We start from the raw sequence: 12,611 nt of genomic DNA, 5'->3' as shown, positions 1-12,611 counted from the left end.
CACCCTCCGGGCCGGATGAGGTCCGGACTCGGGCCGGATTCGGGCCGGATGCGGGCTTTCCCGGAAAAGCGTCGCCGAAGGGCGCGTGGTTTCACGTGAAACCACGCGCCCTTCGTCCGTATACGCCCTTCGCATATGTGTATACGCCCTTCGCAAATGAGCGTGGTGGACCTCATGTGGAGCAATTCGAGGAGTCTGGGAAGATGGGTCCGACGATGACCGTCGCCCCCTAGGTCAGGGCCCGTATTTCGCCCGTACCCGCACATCACAAGGAGCGGACAGATGCCCATCGCAACCCCCGAGATCTACAACGAGATGCTCGACCGGGCGAAGGCAGGCAAGTTCGCCTACCCGGCCATCAACGTCACCTCGACGCAGACGCTCCACGCCGCGCTGCGCGGCTTCGCCGAGGCGGAGAGCGACGGCATCATCCAGATCTCCACGGGTGGTGCGGAGTTCCTGGGCGGCCAGTACAGCAAGGACATGGTCTCGGGCGCCGTCGCGCTCGCCGAGTTCGCGCACGTCGTCGCCAAGAAGTACCCGGTGAACATCGCGCTGCACACCGACCACTGCCCGAAGGACAAGCTGGACGGCTACGTCCGTCCGCTGCTGGCCATCTCGCAGGAGCGCGTCGCCGCCGGCCTGAACCCGCTCTTCCAGTCCCACATGTGGGACGGCTCCGCCGAGAAGCTCGACGAGAACCTGGCCATCGCCAAGGAGCTGCTCGCCGAGGCCGTGAAGGCGAAGATCATCCTCGAGGTCGAGATCACCCCGACCGGCGGCGAGGAGGACGGCGTCTCCCACGAGATCAACGACGACCTCTACACCACCGTCGCGGACGTGGAGCGCACCGCCGAGGCCCTCGGCCTGGGCGAGAAGGGCCGCTACCTGCTGGCCGCCTCCTTCGGCAACGTCCACGGCGTCTACAAGCCGGGCAACGTCGTGCTCCGCCCCGAGCTGCTCCGTGACCTCCAGGACGGCATCGCCGCCAAGCACGGCAAGGCCGACCCGTTCGACTTCGTCTTCCACGGCGGCTCCGGCTCCACCGAGGAGGAGATCCGCACCGCGCTGGAGAACGGCGTCGTGAAGATGAACCTCGACACCGACACCCAGTACGCCTTCACCCGCCCGGTGGCGGCGCACATGTTCAAGAACTACGACGGCGTCCTGAAGGTCGACGGCGAGGTCGGCGACAAGAAGACCTACGACCCGCGCACCTGGGGCAAGCTGGCCGAGGCGAGCATGGCCGAGCGCGTGACCAAGGCCTGCGCCGACCTGCGCTCCACGGGCACCAAGCTCAAGTAAGCGCGTGAGCGTCGAGTGAGCGACGTCGAGGGCCCGGCACGGATCACCGTGCCGGGCCCTTCGCGTTCGCACAGGCCGTCCGGAGCGTCCGGCCCGCACTGGCCGTGGGCGCCCGGCGCGGGGATCATCCAGGTATGAGCGACTCGGCAGCGGACGCCGGCGCCGTCCGTCTCGGCACCCCCGCGGGGCGCTGGGTCGTGCTCACGGCGGTGCTCGGGTCGGGCATGGCGATGCTGGACAGCACGGTCGTCAACGTCGCCCTGCCGCACATCGGCAAGGACCTCGACGCGGACCTGGGCGCCCTGCAGTGGACGGTCAACGCCTACATGCTCACCCTCGCGGGCCTGATCCTGCTGGGCGGCTCGCTGGGCGACCGGTACGGGCGCCGGCGGGTGTTCGTGACCGGCACGGTGTGGTTCGCGCTGGCCTCGCTGCTGTGCGGGCTGGCCCCGGACGCCGGGATCCTGATCGCCGCCCGCGCGCTGCAGGGCGTCGGCGGGGCGCTGCTGACCCCCGGCTCGCTGGCGCTGATCCAGGCGGTGTTCCACCCCGACGACCGGGCGGGCGCGGTGGGCGCCTGGTCGGGCCTGGGCGGCGTGGCGTCGGCCGTCGGCCCGTTCGTGGGGGGCTGGCTGGTGGACGGGCCGGGCTGGCGCTGGGTCTTCCTGATCAACCTGCCGCTGGCCGCCGTCTGCGTGCCGGTGGCCCTCAAGCACGTGCCCGAGACCCGCGACCCGTCCGCCCACGGCCGCTTCGACGTCCTCGGCGCGGCGCTGGGGGCGCTGGCCCTCGCCGCGGTGACGTACGCGCTCATCGCGGCCCCGGACAAGGGCGCCTCGCCCTGGGTGATCGTCCCGGGCGTCGCCGGAGTGCTGCTGGGCGTTGCGTTCGTGTACGTCGAGAGGCGGCGGGCGAACCCGATGCTGCCGCTGGAGATCTTCCGCGTCCGGCAGTTCTCGGCGATCAACGTCGTCACGGTCTTCGTCTACGCCGCCTTCAGCGGCTTCTTCTTCCTCTCCGTCCTCCAGCTGCAGGTGGTGCTCGGCTGGTCGGCCCTCGAGGCGGGTACGGCCCTGCTGCCCACGACCGTGCTCATGCTGATGCTGTCCGCCCGTTCGGGACGGGTCGCCCAGCGCGTGGGCGCGCGCCTGCCGCTGACCGTGGGGCCGCTGCTGTGCGCGGCGGGCCTGCTGCTGATGACGCGGGTGGGCGCGGGCGCGCGGTACTGGACCGACGTGCTGCCGGCCCTCGTCGTGCTGGGCCTGGGCATGGTGGTGCTGGTGGCCCCGCTGACCGCCACGGTCCTGGCCTCCGTCGACGTCGCCCGCGCCGGGCTGGCCAGCGGCATCAACAACGCCGCCGCGCGCGCGGCCGGCCTGATCGCGGTGGCCGCGCTGCCGCTGGCGGCCGGGATGGGCCCCGACGTGTACCGCGACCCGGCGGCGTTCTCGGCCGCCTTCGACCGCGCGATGCTGCTGTGCGCGGGCGCGCTGCTGGTGGGGGCGGCGCTGGCCTGGGGGACGGTCCGGGCGCCCGAGCGGGGCGTGTGTCATCCCGAGTGCGAATACCACTGCGGGGTCACCGCGCCGCCCCTCGACCCCGGGGAGGCCTTGGGGGAGCCTTAGGGGACGTCCAGCCCGGCACGGACCGTGGCCGCCGTCCGCCGCTGGGGCAGACTGGAGCCCATGTCCATTCACGAGAACCTTCTCGGGGGCCCGGCCCCGACGCACCTGCCCGACGACCCCGAGCCGCGCGAGCTGCTCGCCTCCGGAGCGGCCCCCTCCGAGGTCGCCGCGAAGTACCCGGCGTCCTCGCTCGCCTGGGCCCAGCTCGCCGACGAGGCGTTCGAGGCCGGCCGCGTCGTCGAGTCCTACGCGTACGCCCGCACCGGCTACCACCGCGGCCTCGACGCGCTGCGCCGCAGCGGCTGGAAGGGGCACGGCCCCGTGCCGTTCGAGCACGAGCCCAACCGGGGCTTCCTGCGCGCCCTGCACGCCCTCGCCCGGGCCGCGCAGGCCATCGGCGAGAACGAGGAGTACGAGCGCTGCTCGACGTTCCTGCGCGACAGCTCCCCGACGGCCGCCAACACCCTGGGCTGAGCCTTCGGCACCGGCCGGAACGCCCCGCCGCCGCGGGGCGTTCCGGCCGGTCAGCTCTTGCGCGAGCGAAGCGGGCGACGCATGATGCGCGCAGGGGACCGGGGCTCCGATGCCGACAGGAAGGGGCGGACCGCTACCCGGAAGCACGACGTGCCGAGGAGCCCGCCATGCCGCACGCGCAGCCCGCCTTCCCCCCTGCCCTCAGGGACTCCGCACCCGAGACCGGGGCGTCCCCGAACCTCGCCTTCGAGGGCACCACCCCGTACGAGGACTACGTACGGGCCGAGATCCTCACCAACCTCCAGAAGCCGATCTCCGACGACCCCGGCGAGATGGTCTTCCTCGTCACCACCCAGGTGATGGAGCTGTGGTTCACCGTCATCGTCCACGAGTGGGAGACCGCCGCGCGGGCCCTGCGCGAGGACGACCTGCCGGTCGCGCTGGCCGCGCTCAAGCGCTCGACGTACGAGCTCACCTCCCTCAACGCCTCCTGGGAGCCGCTCGCGCACCTGACCCCCGCGCAGTTCAACGCCTTCCGCTCCGCGCTCGGCGAGGCGTCCGGCTTCCAGTCGGCGACGTACCGCCGGCTGGAGTTCCTGCTGGGCGAGAAGTCCGCCGCCATGCTCGTTCCCTATCGCAACGCCCCCGGCGTCCACGCGCGGCTCGAGGGGGCCCTGAACGCGCCGAGCCTGTACGACGAGGCGCTGGGCTGGCTCGCCCGGCGCGGGCACGCGATACCCGCGGCCGTCCTGGAGCGCGACCCGTCCGAGCGGTACGCCCCCGTCCAGGAGGTCGAGGACGTGTGGCAGGCCGTCTACGCGGGCGACCAGGGCAGCGAGGAGTGCCGGCTGGGCGAGGCCCTGACGGAGGTCGCCGAGCTCGTCTGGCGCTGGCGCAACGACCATCTCGTCGCGACCCGGCGGGCGATGGGGGCCAAGGTGGGCAGCGGCGGCTCGGCCGGCGTCGCCTGGCTGGAGAAGCGTGCCGGCAAGCACGTCTTCCCCGAGCTGTGGACGGCGCGCAGCAATGTCTGACCTCACGCACGAGGCCCTCGCGCTGGACGCCGCGGACGGACTGCGCGCCAAGCGCGCCGAGTTCGTCCTGGACGACGACACCGTCTACCTCGACGGCAACTCCCTGGGCGCCCTGCCGGGCGCCGTCGCCGGCCGCCTCGCCGACGTCGTCGAGCGGGAGTGGGGACGCCTGCGCATCCGGTCCTGGACCGAGTCCGGGTGGTGGACGGCGCCGGAGCGGGTGGGCGACCGGATCGCCCGGCTCGTCGGCGCCGCGCCGGGTCAGGTCGTGGTCGGCGACTCGACAAGCGTCAACGTCTTCAAGGCCGTTGTCGCCGCCGTCCGCCTGGCCGGCGAGGGCCGTGACGAGATCCTCGTCGACGCCGCCACCTTCCCCACCGACGGCTACATCGCCGCCTCCGCCGCCCGCCTGACCGGCGCCCGCGTGCGGGCCGTCGACGCCGCGGACATGGCCGCCGCGGCCGGGCCCCGCACCGCCGTCGCGCTCGTCAACCACGTCGACTACCGCACCGGCCGGCTGCACGACCTGCCCGGCACGACCGCCGCCGTGCACGCCGCCGGGGCGCGCGTGGTGTGGGACCTGTGCCACAGCGCGGGCGCGCTGCCCGTGGCCCTCGACGCGGACGGCGTGGACTTCGCGGTCGGCTGCACGTACAAGTACCTCAACGGCGGCCCGGGTTCGCCCGCCTACCTCTACGTCCGCCGCGAGCTGCAGCCCCGCTTCGACTCGCCGCTGCCCGGCTGGAACTCCCACGCCGACCCCTTCGGCATGTCGGCCGTCTACGAGCCCGCCGACGGCGCCCCGCGCGGGCGGGTCGGCACGCCCGACATCCTCTCCCTGCTCGCCCTGGAGGCCGCGCTCGACGTCTGGGACGACGTCGACGTCACGGCCGTACGGGCCAAGAGCCTGGCCCTGACCGACTTCTTCCTGCGCTGCGTCGCGGCGTACGTGCCGGCGGGGCGGGCCGAGCCCGTCACGCCGCTCGCGCACGCCGAACGCGGCAGCCAGGTCTCCCTGCGCTGCACCGGCGCGGAGGAGGTCATGGCCGAGCTGATCCGCCGGGGCGTGGTCGGCGACTTCCGTCCCCCGGACGTGCTGCGCTTCGGGTTCACCCCGCTCTACACCGGCTTCGCCGACGCCGAGCGCGCGGCCCGGGTGCTGGGCGAGGTGCTGGGAGGGTGACCTCCGAACGGGAGGAGGAGGCGCTGTTCGGCCTGCCGTACGTGCCGCCGGACGAGACGGTGGCCTACGGCCCGCATCCGAGCCAGGTCGTCGACTTCTACGGCCCGCCCGGCGCCGCGACCCGCATCACGCTGCTGCACGGCGGCTTCTGGCGCGAGGCGTACGACCGCCGTCACCTCGCGCCGCTGGCCGCCGCGCTGGCGGGGGAGGGGCTGCGGGTCGCCCTGGCGGAGTACCGGCGCGTGGGCGGCGGGGGCGGCTGGCCGGCGACCTTCGACGACGCCGCCCGGGCCGTCGGCACGGGCGGCACGGGCCGGGCCCCGGCGCGGCACGTCGTGGCCGGCCACTCCGCGGGCGGCCACCTCGCGCTGTGGCTGGCCTCCGGGCCTACGGCCGCGCAGCTGGACGGCGTGGTGGCGCTCGCCCCCGTCGCCGACCTCGCGCGCGCCCGGGCCCTGCGGCTGAGCGACGGCGCGGTCGCCGGCCTCGTCGGGCCCGCCGACGAGGCGCAGGCCGACCCCATGCGGCTGCCGCCGCCGGCCGTACCGGTCACGCTGCTGCACGGCGACGACGACCGCGAGGTGCCGGTGGCCTTCTCGGCGGCCTACGCCGCGTACGCCCCGGCCGTGGCCTTCCGCCCGCTGGCCGGCACCGGCCACTACGCCCCGGTCACGCCGGGCACGCCCGCGTACGGGGCGCTGCTGGCGGCGATCGTCGGGTAGGGCGCAGGAGGGCCTGCGGGGGTTCGCGTAGTACTTGAGACGGACCCCCGTAGATCCTCATCGGTGCGGACGCCGGGAGCACGCGCGCGTGCCTACCGTTGACGCTGTGATGGACACGTATGAGACGAACGGGCTGCGCAGCGAGATGCGCATCGCCAAGAGCGCCCTCGAGGGCATACGCCAGGACCTTTTCACCGACCCGTTCGCCTTCCGGCCGCTGCCACCGCTCGGCGGCGGACGCGGGCGGTACGTCCGGTGGCTGCCGCACGCCGCCGTCATCGCGTTCACCGGCATGGTCATGCTCGCGGCGATGGCCTACGAACCCAGCAGGGGCGGCGTGCTGCTCGCGCTGCTCGCGGGCGCGCCGCTGCTGACGACGCTCTTCCGGCCGGTCGGCGCGTGGTGGCTGTCGCTGGGCTTGGTGTTCGCCACCGGCATCCTGTTCGTCCCCGCCCCGTGGACGCCGTCCGGTTTCGTCTCTCACCTCGCGGTGATGGTGATCGTCACGATCCGCACCCGGCCGCGCGCGGCCGCGTGGATGTGGCTGCTGACGGCCGCCCTGGGGGTGTTCCTCGGCACGGTGCGCGGCCACGAGTACGACTCCTCCGTGTACGCGATGACCCTGCTGTCCGCCGTCGTGCTCTTCGCCGTCGCGGCCGTGCGGGGGCTGAACGACTCCAAGCGGCAGGTCGCCGCGCAGGCCGCCGTCACCGAGGTGGAGCGCTCCCGGCGCACCGTCCTCGAGGAGCGCACGACCATCGCCCGCGAGCTGCACGACGTGGTCGCCCATCACATGTCCGTCGTCGCCATCCAGGCCGAGGCCGCGCCCTACCGCGTCCAGGACACCCCGCCGGAGCTCGCCGCCGCGTTCCAGACCATCCGGGAGAACGCCGTCGCCGCCCTGACCGAGCTGCGCCGCGTCCTGGGCGTCGTACGGTCGGAGAACCCCGACGCCTTCGCCGGCCCGGAGGCCCCCCAGCCCACCCTCGACGCGCTCCCCTCGCTGATCGACAACGTCCGCGCGGCCGGACTGGCCGTCGAGCACGTCACCACCGGCGCGGTGCGCCCGCTGCCGCAGGGCGTGGAGCTCTCGGCCTACCGGATCGTCCAGGAGGCGCTCAGCAACGTGCTGCGGCACGCGCCGGGCGCCCAGGCCCGCGTCGAGGTGTCGTACGTCCTCGGCGGGCTCGGCCTGCGCGTGGTCAACGGCCGCCCGGACCGGCTGGCCAAGCCCTCGCCGGGCGCCGGCCACGGCGTCCTCGGCATGCGCGAGCGGGTCGCCATGCTCGGCGGCGACATGACGGCCGAGGCCACCGGCGAGGGCGGCTACGAGGTCGTGGCGTTCCTGCCCGTCGCGAACCCGGCCGAGGCCGCCGCGTGAGCGCCCCCATCCGCGTCCTGATCGTGGACGACCAGATGATGGTCCGCGAGGGCTTCTCGGTGCTGCTGGGCGCCCAGCCGGACATCGAGGTCGTCGGCGAGGCCGTGGACGGCCGCCAGGCGCTCGCGCAGGTCGCCGCACTGCGCCCCGACGTCGTCCTGATGGACATCCGCATGCCGGAGCTCAACGGCCTGGACGCGACCCGCGAGATCGTCGCGGCCGACGCGGACGCCAAGGTGCTGGTGCTGACCACCTTCGACCTGGACGAGTACGTCTACCAGGCGCTGCGGGCCGGAGCGAGCGGCTTCCTGCTCAAGGACGCCTCCGCCCGGCAACTGGCCGACGGGGTGCGCGTCGTGGCCGCCGGCGAGGCCCTGCTGGCGCCCACGGTCACCAAGCGCCTGATCCAGGAGTTCTCCCGGCTGGGAGCGCCCAGGGCGCCCACCCAGGAGCGCGTCGGCGACCTCACCGAGCGGGAGACCGAGGTGCTGGTGCTGGTCGCCCAGGGCCGCTCGAACTCCGAGATCGCCGAGGGGCTCGTGGTCGCCGAATCCACGGTCAAGACGCACGTCAGCCGCATCCTGGTGAAGCTGGGCCTGCGCGACCGCACCCAGGCCGCGGTCTTCGCCTACGAGGCCGGGCTGGTCACCCCGGGCGGCTAGGACACCCCCTAGGCGCGCGGCAGGGTCAGCCGCCAGGCCTCCGGGTGGGCGGTCCAGGTGCGGGTGCGCACCGGCCCGCGGATGCGGTTGTCCGCGCGGTAGCGGAAGTCCGGCCCCGAGACGGTGACCGCGCGGGCGCGGGCCCGTACCGGCTCGTCCCCCGAACGCTGCTGGACGACGACCTCGGCCAGCCCCTCCACCGCCGAGACCGCGACACGCCCGACGGGCCGGTCCAGGTCCGCCAGCAGCACCCCGTCCGCCTCGACCCGCAGCCGGGTGCAGGAGGGCAGCGGATGCCGCCCGCCGGGTCCGGAGAGCATGGTCAGGGCCGTACGGGCGGTGCGCGCGGCCGGCGACCACCACGACTGGTGGCCGGCGCCGCCCCCGCCATTCCCGCCGCTCCCCGCCGGCCCGGCCTCCGCGGCGGCGGGGGCCCGGCCGCGCCGCGCGCCGGCGGCGGGAGGGCCTGGCGTGTTCCGGTGGGTGGCCCCCGCGGGCACCCACAGGCCCCCCAGGACGACGCCGTCGCTGTCGTCGGCCAAGAGCCCCAGCCGCCGCTCCGCGCCGTCCAGAACGGCGCGTGCGGCCGCGACGGCGCTCAGCGGCACACCGAGCACCCGGGCCACCGACACCGCCGGGAGCGCGCCGACCGGCACCCAGGCCAGCGGTGCCACGGCCAGCTCCCGTCGCCGGTGCAGCAGGCCGACGACGCGCAGCAGGGCGCGGTCGTCCCCGATGACGACGGTCCGGCGGCGCCCGCGCCGGGCGACGGCGCGGGCGACCTCCTCCGGGCCGTTCGGGAGGCAGATTTTGGCCACCGCTCCCGCGCACAACACGTCCCGCGCGATCCGCGTGGACTCGCCGTCCACGCGCCGGGCGGCCGGGTCGATGACGACGAGCAGCTGCGCTCCTGTCGGGTCTGCAGCCGACACCTTCGTCCTTCCTCAGGTAATCTCTCGGTGCAAGAGCCCCTGTCGCTGTTGCGCCAGGGGCTTCGTCTATCCGGGGCACCGGTTCGACGGCTCTAGCAGTGGTGAACGCCCGATTCACGCGGGCTTCCGCCACCTGTGCACGTTGGACATGCCCCGCCCGGAAGGGGTGTACGCCTGTGCCCGCACTTGTGCTGCTCGGTGCTCAGTGGGGTGACGAAGGCAAGGGAAAGGCCACCGACCTGCTCGGTGGATCCGTCGACTACGTGGTGCGCTACCAAGGTGGCAACAACGCCGGCCACACGGTCGTCGTGGGTGACCAGAAATACGCGCTGCATCTCCTCCCTTCCGGAATCCTCTCGCCGGGGTGTACCCCGGTCATCGGCAACGGTGTCGTCGTCGACCCTGCGGTCCTGCTCTCCGAGCTGAGCGGGCTGAACGACCGCGGTGTCGACACGTCCAAGCTGCTGCTCAGCGGTAACGCTCACCTGATCACGCCGTACCACACCACGGTCGACAAGGTGACGGAACGCTTCCTCGGCAAGCGGAAGATCGGCACCACCGGCCGCGGCATCGGCCCGACCTACGCGGACAAGATCAACCGCGTGGGCATCCGGGTCCAGGACCTGTACGACGAGTCGATCCTGGAGCAGAAGGTCGAGGCCGCTCTCGACTTCAAGAACCAGATCCTGGCGAAGCTCTACAACCGCCGCGCCATCGAGTCGGGCAAGATCGTCGAGGAGCTGCTGGCGTACGCCGAGCAGATCAAGCCGTACGTCGCCGACACCACGCTGATCCTCAACAACGCCATCGACGAGGGCAAGGTCGTCCTCTTCGAGGGCGGCCAGGGCACGCTCCTGGACGTCGACCACGGCACGTACCCCTTCGTCACCTCCTCCAACCCGACCGCGGGCGGCGCCTGCACGGGTGCGGGCGTGGGCCCGACGAAGATCAACCGCGTGATCGGCATCCTCAAGGCGTACACCACCCGCGTCGGCGCCGGTCCGTTCCCGACCGAGCTGTTCGACAAGGACGGCGAGGCGCTGCGCACCATCGGCGGCGAGCGCGGTGTGACCACCGGCCGTGACCGCCGCTGCGGCTGGTTCGACGCGGTCATCGCCCGCTACGCCACCCGCGTCAACGGCCTGACGGACTTCTTCCTCACCAAGCTCGACGTCCTCACCGGCTGGGAGCAGATCCCGGTCTGCGTCGCGTACGAGATCGACGGCAAGCGCGTCGAGGAGCTGCCCTACAGCCAGAGCGACTTCCACCACGCGAAGCCGATCTACGAGATGCTGCCGGGCTGGTCCGAGGACATCACCAAGGCCAAGACCTTCTCCGACCTGCCGAAGAACGCGCAGGCGTACGTGAAGGCGCTGGAGGAGATGTCCGGCGCGCCGATCTCCGCGATCGGCGTCGGCCCGGGCCGCACCGAGACGATCGAGATCAACTCGTTCCTCTCGTAGGCGGTACCGCCGCGTGAGCGGTACGACGCGAGCGGCACGCACGCGTGCACGGCGCCCCGGTGGCTCAAGGCCACCGGGGCGCCGTCATGTCCGGGCGGTCCCGGCCGGGGTCAGGAGATCTTCCGGTAGACGAGTGAGGCGTCCTTGGTGCCGGAGTCGGTGAAGTCGCGTCGCATCCTGCCGTCCGGGAGCAGGACCAGGTCGGACGACGAGCCCGGCTGGCAGGCCGACGTGGGCATGGCCCGGCTGACGCTGGAGGGACCGACGTGCAGCGGCGCCCCACCGGTGCCGCCGCCGGTGGCGGTCGTGTGCCAGCCGCAGACGTACGAGGTGCCGTCGTCGAGGACGCCGCTGCCGTCGATGGTGACGTCGACGACCGAACCCCGCGTGATGGTGATGGTCCGGGTGTTGACGTGCGCGCCGCCGCCGAAGCTCGACTGCCAGGTGCCGATGAACGCGGCGGGTCCGGAGTCCGGCGTGGCGCTCGGCCCGGCGGACGGCGTCGTCGGCCCGGCCGTGGGCGGCTGCGGCGCGCCGGACGCCGAGCGGGCGGAGGGCGTCGGCGCGGGGTCCGGGGAGCGGGCGTCGTCCTGGGTGTGGCGGTTGAGCAGGAAGACCGTGCCGCCGCCCGCGAGCAGGCAGACGGCGACGACGGCGGCCAGCACGTAGGGCGCCTTCGAGCGGGGCGGCGGCGGTGCGGGAAGGCCGTAGGGCGAGGGGCCGTACGGGCCGGGGTAGCCGTAGCCGGCGGGCGCGGGCGGCGGCAGCGGCCCCGCGCCGGGCGCCGCGGTGACGGTCGGCGGCTCGGCGGGGCGCGCGTCGCGCGGTTCGGCCCGCGTCTCGATGCGGGTGGGCGCCTCGGAGGCGACCGGGGGTATCGGTTCGGCGGCCGGGCGGGCCGGGTTCTCGACGTCGAGCAGCTGGACGGCGTGCCGGCCGAGCTGGGCGACGAGCCCGCCGGGCAGCCAGGGTTCCGCGGTCCGCAGGTCGGGGAGCAGGTCCTCCACGCCGGTGCGCTCGAGGACCTCGTCCGGAGTGGGCCGTTGCGCGGGATCCTTGACCAGGAACGCGGAGATCAGCGGCCGCAGCGTGGCCGGAACGCCGGTGAGGTCCGGCTCCTCCTCGGCGATGCGGTACATGAGCGCGTGCACGCCGCTGTCCGCCGTGCCGAACGGCATCGTGCCGGTGGCCGCGTAGGCCAGCACCGAGCCGAGGCAGAAGACGTCGCTGGCCGGGGTGACCTGGGCGCCGCGCACCTGCTCGGGCGACATGAAGCCGGGCGAGCCGACGGCCGCCCCGGTGCGGGTCAGGCCGCCGTCGGTGACGGTCTCCAGGGCCCGGGCGATGCCGAAGTCGATGACGCGCGGGCCGTCGAGGGTGATCAGGACGTTGGAGGGCTTGAGGTCGCGGTGGACGATCCCGGCGGCGTGGATCGCCTGCAGGGCGCGCGCGAGCCCGGCGCCGAGGATGCGCACGGAACGCTCGGGCAGCGGGCCGTAGTCGGTGTCGACGACCTGGCGCAGCGAGGGGCCGGCGATGTAGCCGGTGGCGACCCAGGGGATCTCCGCCTCGGTGTCCGCGTCGAGCACGGGCGCGGTCCACTCGCCGCCGACCCGCCGGGCGGCCCGTACCTCCTGGCGGAAGCGTCGGCGGAACTCCTCCTGGCCCGCCAGTTCCGGCTGGACCAGCTTGACCGCGACCGTGCGTCCCCGGTCGGACCGGGCGAGGTAGACCCGGCCCATGCCTCCTGCTCCCAGCCTGCCCAGCAGGCGATAGGCGCCGAGTTCTCGCGGGTCTTCCGGCGACAGTTCTTCCATGCCGGTGCCCTCC

At 73.8% G+C, this 12,611-nt stretch carries 11 protein-coding genes; 9 read left to right on the top strand and 2 right to left on the bottom strand.

Going from position 1 to position 12,611, the window contains the following annotated elements:
* Nucleotides 1-282: 282 nt before the first annotated feature.
* The 8 genes from fbaA to J1792_RS05285 all read left to right on the top strand — a co-directional run bounded on the left by fbaA (nt 283) and on the right by J1792_RS05285 (nt 8,386).
* Nucleotides 283-1,305 (top strand): class II fructose-bisphosphate aldolase, encoded by a 1,023-nt coding sequence (gene fbaA / locus J1792_RS05320; protein ID WP_086572930.1) that lies wholly within the window; start codon nt 283-285, stop codon nt 1,303-1,305.
* Nucleotides 1,306-1,439: 134 nt separating this feature from the next.
* Nucleotides 1,440-2,930 carry an MFS transporter gene (locus J1792_RS05315; RefSeq protein WP_207246719.1) on the top strand — a complete coding sequence of 497 codons (1,491 nt, stop codon included), beginning with the start codon at nt 1,440-1,442 and terminating at the stop codon, nt 2,928-2,930.
* Nucleotides 2,931-2,990: 60 nt separating this feature from the next.
* Nucleotides 2,991-3,404, top strand: coding sequence for a DUF3151 domain-containing protein (locus J1792_RS05310; protein WP_086572931.1), 414 nt, complete (start codon nt 2,991-2,993; stop codon nt 3,402-3,404).
* A gap of 167 nt (nt 3,405-3,571) precedes the next feature.
* The gene (locus J1792_RS05305; protein WP_207246718.1) at nt 3,572-4,438 is read left to right on the top strand and encodes a tryptophan 2,3-dioxygenase family protein; all 867 of its coding nucleotides are present in this window, start codon (nt 3,572-3,574) and stop codon (nt 4,436-4,438) included.
* Nucleotides 4,431-5,621: a kynureninase gene (kynU, locus tag J1792_RS05300; protein WP_086572925.1), complete on the top strand. Its 1,191-nt coding sequence runs from the start codon at nt 4,431-4,433 to the stop codon at nt 5,619-5,621. Before J1792_RS05305 ends, kynU begins: the two co-directional genes overlap by 8 nt.
* The gene (locus tag J1792_RS05295) at nt 5,618-6,343 is read left to right on the top strand and encodes an alpha/beta hydrolase (protein ID WP_207246717.1); all 726 of its coding nucleotides are present in this window, start codon (nt 5,618-5,620) and stop codon (nt 6,341-6,343) included. The genes kynU and J1792_RS05295 overlap by 4 nt, the downstream gene beginning before the upstream one ends.
* Nucleotides 6,344-6,452: 109 nt before the next feature.
* Entirely contained in the window at nt 6,453-7,724 is a 1,272-nt protein-coding gene (locus J1792_RS05290; protein WP_207246716.1) for a sensor histidine kinase, read from the top strand.
* Nucleotides 7,721-8,386, top strand: coding sequence for a response regulator (locus J1792_RS05285; RefSeq protein WP_278251596.1), 666 nt, complete (start codon nt 7,721-7,723; stop codon nt 8,384-8,386). The genes J1792_RS05290 and J1792_RS05285 overlap by 4 nt, the downstream gene beginning before the upstream one ends.
* Before the next feature lie 8 nt (nt 8,387-8,394).
* Here J1792_RS05285 and J1792_RS05280 read toward each other — a convergent pair whose 3' ends face one another.
* On the bottom strand, nt 8,395-9,318 hold the full coding sequence (locus tag J1792_RS05280; protein ID WP_086566129.1) for a diacylglycerol kinase: 924 nt from the start codon (nt 9,316-9,318) through the stop codon (nt 8,395-8,397).
* A gap of 176 nt (nt 9,319-9,494) precedes the next feature.
* Here J1792_RS05280 and J1792_RS05275 point away from each other — a divergent pair, with 176 nt between their 5' ends.
* Nucleotides 9,495-10,781 carry an adenylosuccinate synthase gene (locus tag J1792_RS05275; RefSeq protein ID WP_086566128.1) on the top strand — a complete coding sequence of 429 codons (1,287 nt, stop codon included), beginning with the start codon at nt 9,495-9,497 and terminating at the stop codon, nt 10,779-10,781.
* A 110-nt stretch (nt 10,782-10,891) separates the two neighbouring features.
* On the opposite strand, the gene J1792_RS05270 is transcribed toward J1792_RS05275, so the two are convergent.
* The gene (locus tag J1792_RS05270) at nt 10,892-12,598 is read right to left on the bottom strand and encodes a serine/threonine-protein kinase (protein WP_086566127.1); all 1,707 of its coding nucleotides are present in this window, start codon (nt 12,596-12,598) and stop codon (nt 10,892-10,894) included.
* Nucleotides 12,599-12,611: the final 13 nt, after the last annotated feature.

The organism is Streptomyces triculaminicus (genome assembly GCF_017349075.1).
GTDB lineage: Bacteria > Actinomycetota > Actinomycetes > Streptomycetales > Streptomycetaceae > Streptomyces > Streptomyces triculaminicus.
Note: the sequence above shows the minus strand (reverse complement) of the source record. Positions and strands in the feature narration are given on the sequence as shown.